We start from the raw sequence: 17,466 nt of genomic DNA on the forward strand, positions 1-17,466 counted from the left end.
GTGAACGAAAACACCTTAATCGTACGCCAACTGGGTCGCCAGCGTTATATGCCTATTTGGCAAAAAATGCAGGACTTTACCGACACCCGAGATGAAAATACACCAGATGAAATTTGGCTTGTAGAGCACGAGAGTGTATTCACTCAAGGTCAAGCCGGTAAAGACGAGCACTTACTTGCCCCAGGCGACATTGAAGTTATTAAAGTGGATCGTGGCGGACAAGTAACGTACCACGGCCCCGGCCAGCAAATGATGTATGTATTATTTAATCTTCGACGTTTAAAAATTGGCGTACGTGAACTGGTTACGTGGCTTGAAGAGTGCATTATTGAATCACTCGCCGAGTACGATATTAAAGCGTACGCTAAAGCTGACGCACCGGGTGTTTACGTCAACGACAGTAAAATAGCATCACTTGGACTTAGAGTTCGTCGTGGCTGCTCGTTTCATGGTTTAGCATTAAATGTTAACATGGACCTAAGTCCATTTTTACGTATTAATCCGTGTGGTTATGCGGGCATGAATATGGTGCAAACTAAAGAATTAGATGGTCCTCAAAACCTAGAAAGTGCGGGTGAAGGATTGGTAAAACACATGATCAATAAGCTTAATGCAACACAGGTTAAGCATACTGAAGGGTTTGAAAACGAATGAATAAACCAGTCAAAATGGAACCAGGTGTAAAACTACGCGACGCAGCAAAAATGGCGTTGATCCCAGTTAAAGTTTTACCTACAGAAAAAACCGAAATGTTGCGTAAGCCAGAATGGTTAAAAATTCGCTTACCTAAATCAACCGAGCGTATTGACGGTATAAAACAAGCGCTACGTAAGCATGGCTTGCACTCAGTATGTGAAGAGGCTTCATGCCCTAACCTCTCTGAATGTTTTAACCACGGTACAGCCACCTTTATGATCTTAGGTGCAATATGTACTCGCCGTTGCCCATTTTGTGATGTTGCCCACGGTCGTCCATTAAAACCTGATGCCGCTGAGCCTGAAAAACTAGCACTGACAATTAAAGATATGAAGCTAAACTACGTCGTGATCACGTCAGTTGACCGTGATGATTTACGTGATGGTGGTGCACAACATTTTGCCGATTGTATTCGCGAAATCCGCAAACACAACCCAACAATTACTATCGAAATTTTAGTGCCTGACTTTCGTGGCCGTATGGATCGCGCACTCGAGATTTTAATCGAAACACCACCAGATGTATTTAACCACAATCTTGAGACTGCGCCACGTTTATACAAACTGGCTCGCCCAGGTGCCGATTATAAATGGTCGTTAGAATTACTTCGTCGCTTTAAAGAAGCTCACCCAGAAGTTAAAACTAAATCTGGCTTAATGGTTGGCTTAGGTGAAGAAATTAGCGAGATTGAAGAAGTACTCCGTGATTTACGTGCGCACAACGTTGACATGCTAACAGTGGGTCAATACCTACAACCTTCTAAGCATCACTTACCAGTTAAACGCTACGTGCCACCAGTAGAATTTGACGGCTTAAAAGTATATGCAGATGAAATTGGCTTTACTCACGCGGCTTCGGGCCCGTTTGTACGTTCAAGCTACCATGCAGATCAACAAGCTGCGGGTAAAGAAGTAAAATAAATAGACCTAAGTACTAAATTACTTGTAGAGTCATTAAATGCCGTTAGTTAATAAATTAAACTAACGGCATTTTTGTTTATAATAAGTTTTTTTAACTGTTTATCAAATAAAATTAGGTTAAATCCACCTAAGTTGAGATAATTAATACTGATATAATTATTTAGGTTCATTATGAAACTATTAGTTCGTAACTTGTCTCGCGCTACAACAGAGCATGAGCTTCGTATTTTGTTTGCAGAGCACGGTAAAGTGACTACTTGTAACTTAGTACTTGATAAAGAAACAGGCCAATCTAAAGGCTTTGCCTTTGTAGAAATGCCAAACGACATTGAAGTTAAGGCTGCGATTAATGCACTTAACCAAACGAGTGTTGATAAAAGCAAAATCCGCGTAAAATTAGCAGATGCTTAATACCAATCTGCTTATATATGGGGTCTATTTAACGTTAAGAAAATTACGCTAGAACTAGGCAAAAATTTTGTATCTAGTTGTTCTAAATAAAATTTGTATCTAGTTGTTCTAAATAAAAAATTTTAACGACGTTATAGTGCAATTTGATTCGTTAAATTGATCAAAGATTTATGCAGTTTGGTATAAATAATTACTTATTCGTTACTTAACCTTAAAAACCAGCATATGCTGGTTTTTTGCTAACCGCGATAATAATTTTTACGTTTTTTTCAGTGAAAACAAGGCGAATTTACGCGTCAATAGCGGGTCTCTTGCGAGTAAATTCAACGCAGTTAGCGCTGAAAATAGCTGCTTGAGATAGATTTATTACCAGAGTTCAGGTTACTTAACTTTAGTTCTGTATTTATCAGCGAGATTTACTAAAACGATTTAAATTACTTCCAGCCTTGGCACCACTTTTGAGTATCTTTTAGATCTCGCCAGCTAATTGGATATTGGTTTTTAGAAAATACTGACTCAGTAATACACTCTATTACGTTGGCATCTTCATCGTACTCTACAGCGACTATAATAAAGTGCTTTTCTTTATTGATGGCAGGAGTTGCCGTCCATTTACTATTTAGTAATTTTTTAGGGTTTAAATTATTCACAATATACAAAAGCTCCAATTTTCTTAATAAGCACTAATACGACCCAGCCACTTGTTTAGCTCAACAACTATTTTTCTACTGTACTATTAACTTGCCTTTGTACATTTTCATTTGGCAATGAAATTCATACTCACCGACTTCAAGTGCAGGTAGTTTAACTGTATTGCCATCACCCATTACCAGAGTTTTATTATATCAAGCTGTGGAAATACTACTGTCTCGGCGCATGGCGCGCTGTCTTTTCTATCAAAGGTAAGTACAGCCTCTTTGTTAGCTGCCACTTTAATGTGTCCTGGCTTATAAACACCGTTATCAACAACTATCGTTACTTTATTGTCATCACTTTGTGTTTGCTCTAGGGCGTGTTGACCTTTGTGGATTGAAATTTGTTCAATCTAGGGGCGATTTAATCGCGGCGCGAGGTTTGTAACCTAGTGGACTAAGTAAAAACCGAGCAACAAAGAGTTAACCGTCCCTATAAAGAACCCTTCGGGCAGCGTATGTTTGGCATTTATGCTGCGTTATCGCCTATTTATGGGGAATAATCACACGACATAGGCTCAGCCTTGCCTAAAAACCAAACAGTCAGCTGCAAAATCAATCACGAAAGGTCAACACGCTCTGGTTTGTATAGCCAAAACCAATAAATAATTGCGGCTATTAACAGTGCACCACCTATATTAATCATCAACATAATGTACTCCTTAGCTTAAATTACGATTTATTTGGTTTGAAAAAACGTAAGCGATTAGCGTTACTTACCACTGTAAGCGATGAAAGTGCCATAGCTGCACCTGCAACAACAGGGTTTAGTAGTATGCCAAAAAATGGATACAACACGCCGGCTGCAATCGGAATACCCGCCACGTTATAAATAAAGGCACCAAATAGGTTTTGTTTAATATTTGAAATAGTTGCATTACTCACTGCAATTGCATCAGCAAGTCCATGTAACGAACCACGCATTAAGGTAATGTCTGCACTTTCTATTGCAACATCGGTACCTGTGCCAATTGCAAACCCTACATCGGCTTGCGCAAGTGCGGGAGCATCGTTAATACCGTCACCGGTCATACCCACTATTTCACCGTTTGCTTGACGCTTTGTTACTTCGTTTACTTTGTCATCGGGCATTACTTCTGCAATAAAGTCATCAATACCAACTTGCTTAGCAACGGCTTGTGCAGTGGCTTTGTTGTCACCTGTTAGCATAACTAAGTGGATACCTTTATTTTGCAGGCGTTTAATAGCGTCAACTGAATCCTCTTTGATAGGATCTGCTACTGCAATAATAGCGTGGAGCTTATTATTACTTGCAAAATACATGAGCGTTTTAGCATCACTGGCAAGTGTTTGAGCTTGCTCGGTTGCATCATCAACGGCTACATCGTATTTATCCATTAGCGTTTTATTACCAAACAACAATGTTTGCCCGTCAACACTGCCGGCTACACCTTTACCTGTAATTGCGTTAAAGTCAGCTACTTTACTTAAAGCTAAGCCCTGCTTTTTAGCGTGTGCCGTAATTGCCTCTGCCAGTGGATGCTCTGAGCTACTTTCAAGGCTTGCAACAAGTTGCATTACTGTATTTTCATCACTGTTGTTAAAGGTAACTACATCGGTAACTTGCGGTGTGCCTTGAGTAATAGTGCCTGTTTTATCTAAAATCATGGTGGTGATTTTAGATGTCGTTTGCAGCGACTCACCATTTCGAATTAATATTCCTGACTCAGCGGCTTTACCAATACCCACCATAACCGACATAGGGGTTGCGAGTCCTAACGCACAAGGACAAGCAATAATAAGTACCGTAGTTACCGCAACAACGGCATAAGCAATTGATGGCTCAGGTCCAAAGTTTAACCATGCAAGGCCCGCAAGTACTGCAATAATCATAACTGTTGGGACAAATATGCCTGATATAACATCGGCTAAGCGCCCTATTGATGGCTTAGAGTTTTGTGCACGCTTTACCATATTGATAATATTAGCAAGTGTGGTTTCGCTACCAAGGTGCGTGGCTTTAAATAATAAAGTACCACTTTTATTAATACTTCCGGCAACGACTTTGTCGCCCGTTTTTTTGCGGGCAGCCATTGGCTCACCAGTAAGCATTGACTCATCAACCGTACTCCTGCCTTCAATAACATCGCCATCAACAGGGATTTTTTCACCAGGGCGTACGCGTACTTCATCATTTTTTACAACATCACTAATGTCGATGTCTTGCTCTTCGCCACCACGAATTACGCGTGCCGTTTTTGGTTGCAGGCCAATTAAGCGTTTAATTGCTTGTGAGGTGCGCCCACGTGCTTTTACTTCAAAAGCGAGCCCTAAACTAATTAAACCGATGATCATCGATGATGCTTCAAAATATACGTGTCTTGCGACTTGTGGTAATAAGTTTGGTGCTATTACTACGAACATTGAATACAACCACGCAGTACCTGTACCAAGTGCTATTAATGTATCCATATTCGCAGCATGGTTTTTAAATGCCTGCCATGCGCCGTTGTAAAATTGCTTACCTGATATAGCCATAATCACAAGCGTGACGATACCCACTAAAAACCAGGCTATTCTTTGTGTGTCCGTGGTCACACTCATGTCAAAAATAAGCCCGTATATCATTAACGGCGCACCGACCCCTAGCGCTAATATCATATTACGCATTAGCTTTTTGTAATGTGCCGCGTCCAACTTTGCTTTTTCATCAAGTGTATCTTGATCGGACTCATTACTCATTGGCTTAGCTGAGTAACCAATATTTTTAACTGCGTTAATAAGGGTGGTTTCGTCGGCTTTACCTTCTACACGTACTGTGCGCTCTGCAAAGTTCATTTCTACATTTTGTGCACCTTGTACACTATTGAGAGCTTTTTCAATTTTGGCCACACAACTGCCGCAATTAGCGCCTTCAATAATAAAGTTTTGCGCGGTGTCTTTTGTATTAATCGTCATTACGCTGCTCCTTATTTACGGAATCGTTTATTGGATCAACAAACGATTCTATTAAACTACACACGTCACTGGCATTTGCACCATCGACTGATGTCTCCCATTGCGTTATGGCTGCATGCATTCGGTTTCGTAGTTTTAATGTTTCTTGAAACAGTACTTCGGTTTCTTCTAAGCGTTTAGCTATGAGTTTACGTGTTAATGGGCATGGACAATTCCCCTGCTCTGACTCATCTACAATTTGCTGAATATCTTTGAGTGAAAAACCAAGTTGGCGGGCGCTAATAATAAACTTTAAACGTTGCTGGTCTTGCTTTGTATATTCTTGATAACCATTTTCTGCACTGCGTACAGGATTCAATAACCCTACACGTGTGTAATGACGTACAGTGTCTGCAGTCACGTTCATTAATTTGGCGAGTTGTTTAACATACATAATCTAGCTCCGTCGCTTTCCAATAGCGTCATAATAAACCTAGGTGTAACACACAGGTCAATGGCTATTTTTAAACTAGATAAATAATGGCATAAACATAATCTGGGGGCTGAAAGAAAAAGCGCCTAAGGCGCTTAAAAGTTAGTTCGATTCGTTACGACTTTGTTGAAGTTCTTCGCCTAGTTGTTGTGCTAAAGCTTGGATTTTAGGCATAGCACCTTGCACTAAATTTTGTGACATTTGCATAGACTCTTGCATTACCACTGGCATTTTAGCAAGAATAGCTTGCCCAGTTTTAGTTTTGTAAAATGCGAGCATGTCGCTAATTTCTTCTTCATTAAAATGCTTATCGTAAACATTAACCATTGTTGGCTGCATTTTAGCCCAGCTCATTTCTGTTTTTAATACATCGGTCATATCGCCATAGTACTTATCAAAAATAGCTTGCTCAGACGGTTTGACACCCATCTGATCAGACATACCTTTCATCATGCCTTCTACTTGAGCATACATAGAGTCAACCATAGAATCCATGTTCATTACATTAATCAGTTCATCTATTTTTTGCTGTTTTGGTGTTTGTGCTGCATATAAGCTGCTTGAAAAAATAAATAATGAAAGAAGTAGTGCCTTACCCATAATAATATCCTTTTGTGCTTTTAAGGCCTTAATACTCACATGATTTAATACAGTTGTAAATGGGAGGAAATAGCAAAAACCCGAATAAATTAACGTTATTCGGGTTTAAAAACAAGCAGTGATAGGAGTTAGCTATCTTCAATATTATCGAGGCCTTTGGTGCCCTCTTTAGCCTTAAGTTTATGATGTATTGCAGACTTAATTAACATATAGCCACTAATTGGCGCTGTGATTAATAAAAAAATCGTAATGAGTATTTCTTTAACACTAAGGCCAGTTTTTGTATTAGCAAAAAATACCATAGCGGCAATTAAGATACTCGCCATCCCTAACGTTGTTGCTTTTGTTGGGCCATGTAAACGCATAAAAAAGTCTGGTAATTTAATTAACCCGATAGAGCCAATTAAAATAAACGTTCCGCCAAACAATAATAAAATTGATACAACCCATTCACTAATCATCTTTTCACCTTATTCGATTATATCGCCACGTAGTAAATACTTACATACTGCTACCGTACTAATAAAGCCAAGCATAGCTATTAGCAAGGCTGCTTCAAAGTAAAGTCCGGTTCCCATGCTGATGCTATACAAAATAATTAAAGCAATAACGTTAATATACATAGTATCGAGCGCTAAAACACGATCGGGTACTGATGGGCCTATAATAAGTCGCCATAAATTAAGTAGTAACGACAATCCAATCATTGAAAAAACAATGAGTAATACGATATCTAACATTTAAATATCTCCTTTAATGGAGCTTCGTAGCGCTGTTTTATTTGCTTTATAAGTGCTTCTTCGTCTTTTAGATCAAGTACATGTATCAGTAAAAAACGCTGTGTTGTCTCATCACCTTCAGCTAGCGCTTCATTAATAGGGTAGACCTCAGCGCTCACCGTACCTGGCGTTAACGACACACAGCTTGCCAATATAGTAATTGGCATGTCATGGGTTAAATCTATAGGTACTTTTATAAACGCTGGACGTAACTTTCTAGATGGCCCTAGTATAAGCAAAGACACTTGTAAGTTTGCAACAATAATATCGTAAAGCACAATGAGTAATTGTTTAAACGCTAAGCCTGGTTTTAAAATAAGTGGTTGCGGATCTCGAAATGAAAAACTGAGTAAAGGAATAGATATTGCAAAAAACGTTGCTAATACCAAGTGCCCAGCCGACACGCTATTATTTAATAGCAGCCACACTATAAATAAAAACAAACTACGAAATGGCGTTGGTAGCCAGCGAAAACGAGCTTGTAATCTCATCACATGCCTCCTTTAAGTACTGCATTAATACCGCCATTTATGTCATGTAACTGAGTCGCAGCAGCCATCATATATTCGCTAATTGGTCCGCCAAAAATAACCATTAATGGAGAGCATGCTAATAACCCTAGAATTACGATTACTTGCAGTGAACGAGCATTTTTATATTCAGCACTTTCACTGCGTTTATCTTTACACTCCCAAAATAAGCTAGTGCCTGCTCGAGAAAGTGCTATTAATAGTGCAAAGCTAGTTACTAGATATACAGGCCAAAACAAAAGGGCCTGTTCACTGTTTAATGTTGCTTTAAGTATCCAAATTTTACCCACAAATCCCGATAAAGGTGGCATACCAACGACGGTTAACGCAGCAATAATAAAGCATACGCCTAATAAAAAAGGCTGTTTAACTGAACGCCCTGCTACAAGCCTATCGGCTACTTTACCTCGTTGTGTGGCAATTAAATCAGCAAGTAAAAATAGCGCTGCACATACAAGTGTTGAATGCACTAAATAATACAGAAGCGCAGCGGTGGCATTTACATTTTGCAGTGCAACGAGTGCAACGAGTGTCCCTACCGACACCAATACTAGGTTGGCAGTTAATTTTCGTAAGTCTTGCGATGCTATAACACCAATTGCACCCACTATAATAGTTGCAATTGCTAAACCCCAAAGCCAAGGTTGCGCAACATGCTCAAGTGCACCGGCTTGTTCGCCAAATACAACCGTGTATACACGTAACATAGCGTAAACACCTACTTTGGTCATAATAGCAAATAGAGCAGCAACTACGGGCTTAGCACTTGCGTATGTATTTGGAAGCCATAAATGCAGCGGTAACAGCGCCCCTTTTAAGGCAAATACAACCAGTAGTAATAAACCACCGGCTTTTGCTAGGTATACATCGTCACCAGTAAGAAGCGAAACTTTATGAGCCATATCTGCAATATTAAGCGTACCTAATACACCATACAAAATCCCTAAACCAATTAAAAATACGCTTGAACCAACTAAGTTTAATATTACATACTGCAGCGCAGCACGTGTATTTTGTTTATCTCCCGCATGCATAAGTAATGCATATGAAGCAATAAGCAGTACTTCAAAAAATACAAATAAATTAAACAAATCACCCGTTAAAAATGCACCATTCACACCTAAGACTAGAAAGTGGACAAGCGGATGAAAAAAGCTACCTTTTTCGTCATCGCCAGCACTGCCATATAAAATAGCGCCCAGCCCTAAAAAGGAAGTTAGCGCGACCAACAAAGTAGATAGCATATCGGCTACTAACACAATGCCAAATGGTGCAGACCAATTGCCAATCGCGTAAACATTAATACCCGTGTGATGAACATGCATTAATAGCAGCGCACTCACAACAAAAGTAATAATTGCCATTACACTTGAGACAATACGACGGATTTTAACGCTTTTACCACATGGCGGAAGCAGTAAAATAACCGCCGTTAGCATGGGGAGTAAAATAGGCAAAGAAGCTAAATGTTGAATCATTTTTGCTCCTTACTGTCAGTAGATGCATTAGGCACGTAACCATCAACATGGTCGCTACCTAAGTCGGCGCGCCCACGTATTGCCAAAATAACCACAAATGCAGTCATCGCAAAACCAATTACAATAGCAGTAAGCACTAATGCTTGTGGTAACGGATCGGCATATTCTGCGCCTGTACCAAGTACTACCGCTTTATTAATAGTAAGACGCCCTGCTGAAAACAAAAACAAGTTCACAGCATATGAAATCATAGTAAGCCCAAGTACAACAGGGAACGTACGAGCTCTTAGCAGTAAAAATATACCGCAACTGACTAATACTCCAACGCAAGATGCGTACAATAATTCCATTAAATATTTACCTCTTTTTTCTGGGTATCTGCCGTCATATTACCTAAGCTTGCTAAAATCATTAGCGTAGCGCCAACAACAGTGAGGTATACACCTAAATCAAACACAATTGCACTGGCAAGCTCTGTTTTACCGATAAATGGAATATCAAAGTAATCAAACCACGTCGTTAAAAATGGCTTATCGAAGAACCAGCTACCTACACCGGTAAATAGTGCAATACCAATACCTGAAGCTATAATTTTACGGTAATTAACATCAAAGCGTTCATTTATCCATGAAGTACCATGCGCCATGTATTGTAAAATAAACGCGATAGATGTTACTAACCCAGCAATAAATCCACCACCTGGTAAGTTATGACCGCGTAAGAAAATATACGCAGAGACTAATAACGCAAGTGGTAGTAAGCTTTGTGAAATACTCGCCAGCAATATTGGATGACGCTCTCGTGCCCATGGGCGGCCTTCGCCGTCACTGGCTGGCATAAATAATGGAATTCTAGAGAGTACTTTAAATATACCTAAAGCAGCGATACCCAATACCGTAATTTCACCAAGTGTATCAAAGCCCCTAAAATCGACCAAAATAACGTTAACCACGTTGGTACCCCCACCACCTATTTTTGCATTAGCGATAAAGAAGTCGGAGATTGAATCTAATGGACGAGTAAGTAGCGCATAACAAATGCTCGCAATAACGACTCCCAGTGTAGAGGCTATTGCTAGGTCTCGTAGAATTCGTAATGAACTCGATTCTTTGGGCGTATACTGCGGTAAGAAAAACAACGCCAGCATAAGCAAAATAATAGTCACAACCTCAACTGTTAGTTGGGTAAGCGCTAAATCAGGTGCCGAAAAACGTGTAAATAAAACCGACACCATTAGCCCCACAATGGATAGCATTAACAACGATACCATTCGAGAACGGTGCCAAAGAACTGTAGCGAGGGCACCAATAATCAACAAGCCTGCACCAATCGCATTGTGCACATCAACAGGAGTACGCGGCATACTACCGGCCAATTGCTGCATTTCAAATAATGGCCAACCTGCACACAATAATACGACAACTAACATAATTACAAGGTAGCGCTGCAATGAGCCATTTTCTGTGCTATTTATTTTTGACTGACACCAAGCAATGACGGTTAAGATCACCCGCTCATATGTTTTCTTAGCATTAAGAGGGGGTAACGATGCTTGAAATTGGTATAGGTATTTACGATTAATGTAAATAAACAAACCACCAACAATAGCCATTGCACTCATCAACAGTGGTAAGTTAAATCCATGCCAAATAGCCAATTCATAAACAGGCATTTCTTTGCCAAGTACGGCTAAAGACGCAGCCGATAAAATACCGTCAATAGTAAAGTGTGGAAACATGCCTACCAATAAACAAATCACGACTAATATTTCTATTGGTACACGCATATAACGCGGTGGTTCGTGTGGTGTACGAGGTAAATCAATAGGTTCACCATTAAAAAACACATCATGAATAAAGCGTGCTGAATACGCAACCGCTAATGCACCAGCAACCGTTGCCAACACTGGGATCAACCAGGACATAGAGCCGAGTACTTGCTGGTGCAAGGTTTCTGCAAAGAACATTTCTTTGGATAAAAAACCATTTAACAACGGTACACCGGCCATTGCAGCTGCAGCAACCATGGCGAGTGTTGCTGTGTAAGGTAAGTATCGCCACATCCCATTGAGCTTACGCATATCACGCGTGCCTGTTTCATGGTCAATAATACCCGTTGCCATAAAGAGTGAGGCTTTAAATGTTGCGTGGTTTATTATGTGAAAAATGGCTGCAACGGTCGCAAGCTCAGTATCAAGACCTAACAACAGCGTTATTAAACCTAAATGACTTATTGTTGAATACGCCAACAACCCTTTTAAGTCATGTTTAAAGAGCGCAATATAAGCACCAAATAACAACGTAGCTAAACCCGTTAATCCCACTAGGATAAACCACGTCTCGGTACCCGCTAGAGCAGGGTAAAAACGCGCCAATAAAAATATACCGGCTTTTACCATAGTCGCAGAATGTAAATACGCACTTACTGGCGTAGGTGCAGCCATTGCATGTGGTAGCCAAAAATGAAACGGAAATTGTGCCGATTTTGTAAACGCACCTAGTAGCACTAATACCAATGCTAGCTCGTATAACTCATGCGATTGAATGATCGCCTTGCTTGCTAAAATAACATCAAGGTCGTAACTACCAACAATATCTCCGAGTAACATTAACCCAGCAAGTAACGCTAAACCGCCCGCACCTGTAACAGCCAGTGCCATACGCGCGCCTTTGCGTGCTTCCGATTTATGCCACCAAAAACTAATTAACAAGAATGAACTAATACTGGTTAATTCCCAAAATAACCAAAGTTGAATAACATTATTTGACATCACAATGCCAAGCATTGCGGTCATAAACAGCATTAAATAACTGTACAGTTTGGCCATGGAGTCATTAGCGCTGAGGTAGTAACGAGTGTATAAAATAACAAGCAAGCCTATGCCTAAAATCATAAACATAAACAATAAACTGAGGCCGTCTAATCGCAGCGATAAATCCAGACCGATTGAAGGGATCCAAGCCAAAGAATAACGAATAGTTTCGCCCGCTAATACCGCAGGTGCATGGTATAGAGTAATCCCCAAAGCAGTTAAAGGCGCAAGAGCCGTTAAGCTAGCGCTTTGATTGCGAGAGAGCTTACTTGTGCATGCAGAAATAACACTGCCAATCAAGGATAACAAGGGTATCCAGAGCAAAGTCATAATATAGGGCCTTTTATAATCATAAATTTATCAGGACGTCACCCATTTAGAACTAAGTGATGCTTTTACTGCCTGTTTTTTAACGACATTAATAGTTATAGTTATACTGAAAAACACTTATTTTGTCTATAAAAAGCGGGTCTATATGGATGTTTTTCAAGCAAGAAACAACAATTTTTAAAGCATAAAAAAACCGTAAACTAATATTAAAAATTGTTAATTCAATATAGCCTTGTTTGCTGGTGTAAGCGTATCAAAGTAACGAGAGATATGACCATTGGTCATATCTAGGTGTTTTAACCAAAGTGTCCTGTATTGCGCTGAGAGTCCTAATTGTTGATACTGCATAATAGACCATTTTTCACTTGGTTTATAAGCTACACCATAGTATTGACAACTTTGGCTTTTATGCCAACCTCTTGGAGGCATTTCACCATGAGAAATAAATAAGTTAGGCGCAACCAATCCGCTTTTTTTACACAACCATGCTTGTTTAGATAGTGGTAAAACATATTCGTCTTCAAATCCACTAAAATGCATCAGCTCATGCAAAAACACCGCATAATTCGCTTGAGAGCTCAAATGCATTATTTCATTTCTCACATTAGCGCTACCGTATTTTGGCATCATTATTATAAAATCGAAGTTATCAGGAAGGTGCTTTTTTAGTAATGATGACGGCCAGTTGCACTGCGCCATTTTAGTGGCTTCATTATTACAATCAATAGCCCCTGCAACATACATAGGCTTAGAAAAACAAAATACATTCTTAGCGGGCTCTGGTTGCTTATCAAAAATGTTTACCAATTCAGCCAGTTTATAAAGACCGCTGCGATGATCGCTCATCATTAAAACGTTAAATCTACATTGAGGATCTGGTTCAACATTCGGATTGACTGATAAAAAACCAAGCCTTTGTAAAAATAGCTTAGGTATAACGCGATAAGACCTGCCTACTTCTAAGTTTAAATGACTCAAAACATCACTGCGTGGAAGGCGATTGTTATTAGCTAATAATTTCAGATCACCCCAACGCGATTGCTCAAGTAACTGCTCAGCTAATTCTATTTTTTGCTGAGAAGTTAAACTGCCTAAACTAGGCAGCCAGAATAGCTTAGCAGTTTCACTTTGACCCTTGCCTAATAAGGTTAACGAATATTCATATTGTGCTAAAGGGATTTTGTTTCGCGCTAACAAAGCCAATGTGCTCTGCGGGAGTTGTTTTAAATGCGTCGAAAAATAACGGGGAAATAACCAAAAGCTTTCAAAGGGATTGGCTTTTGCATTTAAAACCTGCCAAAAGCCAATTTCATTAGATCTATTACTCGATGCTGTTATGAGTAAACTACAAAGTAATATGCCAACTAACTTTAAAATATTAACCGGCGTTTTCATCTGTCATTAGTTCAAGCTCTAAACGCGCATATTTGTATTCAATAAATTCATGCACGTTAGTTGCAAGAGCTAATTTAAAGTAATCAGCTGCTAGATAGTTATTACCCGCTGCTTGATGTAATTTAGCTAAGTAAAAATAAGCCTCGCATAGACGCTGCGCGTATTCTTGTTCTGATTTAACACCATCGCTTATACCCGATAAAAACGTATTTTCACTCATATCTCCGACAAAAAGAGCAATTAACTGATATGCCCATTGTGACTCATCCAGCGCTTTTGCATTCGCTTTAAGCTCTACAAGTGCTTGCTCTTTATTATCTTGAGCCTGCGCTAAATAAAGCCATAACACACGATAAGGATCATTTGGAGAGCGCGCCAAAAATTCAATAAAGTCACTTTTAGCTATACTTGCACGATCGCCATAATAAAGCGCTATACCACGATTTAAATAAGCATACTCATGCCCTTCATCAAGCTCTAATGCTGAGTCGAAAAATTCATAAGCTTTTTCATATTGTTGCATTAACGTATGTTGAATACCTAAAAAATTATACACCTCAGCAAGATCGGGCTTAAGCTTTACTGCGCGGTTAAAATCAATACGTGAAAGCGTAGTCATACCTAAGCTGTCAAATAATACGCCACGGTCGTAATACAGCTTTGCCTGTTGTTCAGGGCTTAAGTCTGCTCGATTAAGTAGTTCAGAATAACGTGCAATAGCTATTTCGCTTCTAAAGTCAGAAACTAAAGGTGCAGTAAAGGGCACATTAACAATCGGAGTTAGTTCTGATTCTGTAGTCGTTTGGCAAGCGCTTAAAGACAAAATAGCAAAAGATGCCAAAGCTAAATGTTTGAGTATCATTAAAATCCTTAATACCTAGATATATCGCGATAAGTATAAGACAGACCTTATCTTATAAGGTTTCATTAAAGCATAAAAAAAGGGGCTAAACAGCCCCTTTTTTACTATCTAGCTAATATAACTAGATTGATAAGTTCGCAATTACGCGTCAGTTGTCGCGTCAGCTGCAGGTGCTGCTGATTCCATTGCTTCTTTAATACTTAGACGTACACGGCCTTGGCGATCTACTTCTAGTACTTTAACTTTAACTTCTTGACCCTCAGAAAGGTGATCAGCCACGTTATTAACGCGCTCAGTACTAATTTGAGAAATATGTACTAAACCATCTTTACCAGGAAGAATATTTACAAACGCACCGAAATCTACGATACGTACAACCTTACCTTCGTAGATAGTACCTACTTCTAGCTCAGCTGTTAATTGCTCAATACGGCTAATTGCATTAGCTGCACTTTCGCCATCTGTAGCGGCAATTTTAATTGTACCGTCATCACCGATTTCAATCGTTGTGCCCGTTTCTTCAGTAAGCTGACGAATAGTTGCGCCACCTTTACCGATAACTTCAGCGATTTTCTTCTGTGGGATCTTCATTGTGTAGATACGAGGAGCAAACATTGATAGCTCTTCAGAAGGAGCAGAAATCGCTTCATCCATCACTTCTAAGATATGTAAACGTGCAGCTTTTGCTTGTTTAAGCGCAATTTGCATGATTTCTTGAGTGATACCTTCGATTTTGATATCCATTTGAAGTGCAGTAATACCCGCAGCAGTACCCGCAACTTTAAAGTCCATGTCACCTAAGTGATCTTCATCACCTAAGATGTCAGAAAGAACAACGAATTTTTCGTCTTCTTTAACTAGACCCATTGCGATACCCGCAACAGACGCTTTAATTGGAACGCCAGCATTCATAAGTGCAAGTGACGTACCACACACAGAAGCCATTGAAGATGAACCGTTTGATTCAGTAATTTCAGATACTACACGGATTGAATATGGGAATTCAGTCAGTGTTGGCATTACAGCAGCAATACCACGCTTAGCAAGGTTACCATGGCCGATTTCACGACGCTTAGGAGAACCAACAAAACCCGTTTCACCTACACAGAATGGAGGGAAGTTGTAGTTAAGCATAAAGTGGTTTTTGTGAGTACCCGTTAAATCGTCGATTAACTGTGAATCACGTTCTGTACCAAGTGTCGCTGTTACTAACGCTTGAGTTTCGCCACGAGTAAAGATTGCAGAACCGTGAGTACGCGGTAATACGCCAGTCATTACGTCTAGTGCACGAATCATATCTGGTTCACGACCATCGATACGTTTTTCGCCAGCAGCGATACGGCCACGAACAATTTTCTTCTCAAGTGAACCGAAGATTTTACCAACTTCTTGCTTGTCTAAAGACTCGCCTTCAGCAAGTTCAGCTGTTAATACAGCAACAACTTCGTCTTTCGCTTCGCCAAGTGCTTCTTTACGCGCTACTTTATCAGTGATTAAGTAAGCTGCGCCTACTTTATCAGCAGCAATTGCAGCTACTTTATCTGCTAGTGCAACGTTTTTCTCAGGTGCAGTCCAATCCCAAGTAGGCTTGCCCGCTTCTGCTTTAAATTCTTCAATTGCAGTGATGATCGCTTGAGATTGCTCATGACCATATACAACAGCGCCAAGCATTACGTCTTCTGCAAGTACATTAGCTTCTGATTCAACCATAAGTACCGCTTTATCAGTACCGGCTACCACTAAATCAAGTTGGCTTTCTTCAAGCTCTTTAAGTGTAGGGTTAAGTACGTATTCGCCGTTGATGTAACCAACACGAGATGCACCAATTGGGCCACTGAATGGGATACCAGAGATAGCAAGTGCAGCTGAAGTACCAATCATTGCAACCATATCAGGTTGAATTTCAGGGTTTACAGATACAACTGTCGCGATAACTTGTACTTCGTTTACAAAACCGCTTGGGAAAAGTGGGCGAATTGGACGGTCAATTAGACGTGCAATAAGTGTTTCGCCATCGTTAGGGCGACCTTCGCGCTTTAAGAAACCACCTGGGATACGACCAGCAGCGTACATACGCTCTTGGTAGTTAACTGTTAGTGGGAAAAAGTCTTGACCTGGTTGTGCTTCACGCTTACCAACAACAGTAACTAAAACTGAAGTATCGCCAATGCTAGCAAGTACAGCGCCGTCTGCTTGACGAGCGATTGCACCAGTTTCTAGCGTAACTGTATGTTGACCAAGTTGAAATTTTTTAATAATTGCTTGCACTTAAAATGTTCCTTAAATGTGTTCTTAAGTAAGTTGCCATCAAAGTACCAATTACAGTACTTAATTGTATTTATTTTAAAATCAATTAAGTACTACAATTGGCGATGACGTAAATAATCAAGCTAAACCTTTTTAGCTTGTGCCGTAGTATATACCAAAGCACCGTTAAAATGCGAGCTTAGCAATCAGATAAACACGACTCTAAACTCGTATTTAAAATCATTTTTGTTACTTTGAATAGTGGGGTTTTTATTTTGAAATTCAAGAAGTTTATACCGATTGGCATTAATACCAAACTGCAT

At 39.8% G+C, this 17,466-nt stretch carries 16 protein-coding genes and 1 pseudogene; 3 read left to right on the forward strand and 14 right to left on the reverse strand.

The genetic code is table 11. From position 1 onward, the window contains the following. The 3 genes from lipB (at position 1) to PALI_RS09615 (ending at position 2,027) form a co-directional block, all read left to right on the forward strand. Entirely contained in the window at positions 1-654 is a 654-nt protein-coding gene (gene lipB / locus PALI_RS09605) for a lipoyl(octanoyl) transferase LipB (RefSeq protein WP_077538442.1), read from the forward strand. Beyond that, the gene (gene lipA / locus PALI_RS09610) at positions 651-1,616 is read left to right on the forward strand and encodes a lipoyl synthase (RefSeq protein WP_138584842.1); all 966 of its coding nucleotides are present in this window, start codon (positions 651-653) and stop codon (positions 1,614-1,616) included. Before lipB ends, lipA begins: the two co-directional genes overlap by 4 nt. 171 nt (positions 1,617-1,787) lie before the next feature. Then, positions 1,788-2,027: an RNA recognition motif domain-containing protein gene (locus PALI_RS09615; protein ID WP_077538446.1), complete on the forward strand. Its 240-nt coding sequence runs from the start codon at positions 1,788-1,790 to the stop codon at positions 2,025-2,027. A gap of 434 nt (positions 2,028-2,461) precedes the next feature. Here the strand turns inward: PALI_RS09615 and PALI_RS09620 are convergent, their stop codons facing one another. The 14 genes and pseudogenes from PALI_RS09620 to pnp all read right to left on the reverse strand — a co-directional run bounded on the left by PALI_RS09620 (position 2,462) and on the right by pnp (position 17,164). Then, positions 2,462-2,677 (reverse strand): TIGR02450 family Trp-rich protein, encoded by a 216-nt coding sequence (locus PALI_RS09620; protein ID WP_077538448.1) that lies wholly within the window; start codon positions 2,675-2,677, stop codon positions 2,462-2,464. Between the two features lie 75 nt (positions 2,678-2,752). Continuing rightward, a pseudogene (locus PALI_RS09625) lies at positions 2,753-3,033 on the reverse strand (cupredoxin domain-containing protein); the annotation flags it as partial. Between the two features lie 358 nt (positions 3,034-3,391). After that, a complete protein-coding gene (locus PALI_RS09635; RefSeq protein WP_193155695.1) occupies positions 3,392-5,638 on the reverse strand; it encodes a heavy metal translocating P-type ATPase in 2,247 nt (748 codons plus the stop codon). Beyond that, a complete protein-coding gene (locus PALI_RS09640) occupies positions 5,628-6,071 on the reverse strand; it encodes a MerR family transcriptional regulator (protein ID WP_193155696.1) in 444 nt (147 codons plus the stop codon). Before PALI_RS09640 ends, PALI_RS09635 begins: the two co-directional genes overlap by 11 nt. 141 nt (positions 6,072-6,212) lie before the next feature. Next, on the reverse strand, positions 6,213-6,710 hold the full coding sequence (locus PALI_RS09645) for a DUF2059 domain-containing protein (RefSeq protein WP_193155697.1): 498 nt from the start codon (positions 6,708-6,710) through the stop codon (positions 6,213-6,215). Between the two features lie 128 nt (positions 6,711-6,838). Beyond that, positions 6,839-7,171, reverse strand: a complete 333-nt coding sequence (locus PALI_RS09650) for a Na+/H+ antiporter subunit G (protein WP_138584491.1) — start codon at positions 7,169-7,171, stop codon at positions 6,839-6,841. 9 nt (positions 7,172-7,180) lie between these two features. Continuing rightward, a complete protein-coding gene (locus PALI_RS09655; RefSeq protein ID WP_077538458.1) occupies positions 7,181-7,450 on the reverse strand; it encodes a K+/H+ antiporter subunit F in 270 nt (89 codons plus the stop codon). Further along, positions 7,444-7,980 carry a Na+/H+ antiporter subunit E gene (locus PALI_RS09660; protein WP_077538460.1) on the reverse strand — a complete coding sequence of 179 codons (537 nt, stop codon included), beginning with the start codon at positions 7,978-7,980 and terminating at the stop codon, positions 7,444-7,446. Before PALI_RS09660 ends, PALI_RS09655 begins: the two co-directional genes overlap by 7 nt. Continuing rightward, positions 7,980-9,497 (reverse strand): monovalent cation/H+ antiporter subunit D, encoded by a 1,518-nt coding sequence (locus tag PALI_RS09665; RefSeq protein WP_193155698.1) that lies wholly within the window; start codon positions 9,495-9,497, stop codon positions 7,980-7,982. The genes PALI_RS09660 and PALI_RS09665 overlap by 1 nt, the downstream gene beginning before the upstream one ends. Next, positions 9,494-9,847, reverse strand: a complete 354-nt coding sequence (locus PALI_RS09670) for a Na+/H+ antiporter subunit C (protein WP_077538464.1) — start codon at positions 9,845-9,847, stop codon at positions 9,494-9,496. The genes PALI_RS09665 and PALI_RS09670 overlap by 4 nt, the downstream gene beginning before the upstream one ends. Beyond that, entirely contained in the window at positions 9,847-12,639 is a 2,793-nt protein-coding gene (locus PALI_RS09675) for a monovalent cation/H+ antiporter subunit A (protein WP_193155699.1), read from the reverse strand. Before PALI_RS09675 ends, PALI_RS09670 begins: the two co-directional genes overlap by 1 nt. A gap of 216 nt (positions 12,640-12,855) precedes the next feature. Further along, a complete protein-coding gene (locus PALI_RS09680; RefSeq protein ID WP_193155700.1) occupies positions 12,856-14,034 on the reverse strand; it encodes a hypothetical protein in 1,179 nt (392 codons plus the stop codon). Further along, complete coding sequence (gene nlpI, locus PALI_RS09685) at positions 14,018-14,896, reverse strand: lipoprotein NlpI (RefSeq protein ID WP_193155701.1); 879 nt, start codon at positions 14,894-14,896, stop codon at positions 14,018-14,020. Before nlpI ends, PALI_RS09680 begins: the two co-directional genes overlap by 17 nt. Before the next feature lie 141 nt (positions 14,897-15,037). Next, complete coding sequence (gene pnp, locus PALI_RS09690; protein WP_193155702.1) at positions 15,038-17,164, reverse strand: polyribonucleotide nucleotidyltransferase; 2,127 nt, start codon at positions 17,162-17,164, stop codon at positions 15,038-15,040. Between the last annotated feature and the right edge of the window lie 302 nt (positions 17,165-17,466).

The organism is Pseudoalteromonas aliena SW19, assembly GCF_014905615.1.
Classification (GTDB): Bacteria; Pseudomonadota; Gammaproteobacteria; order Enterobacterales; family Alteromonadaceae; genus Pseudoalteromonas; species Pseudoalteromonas aliena.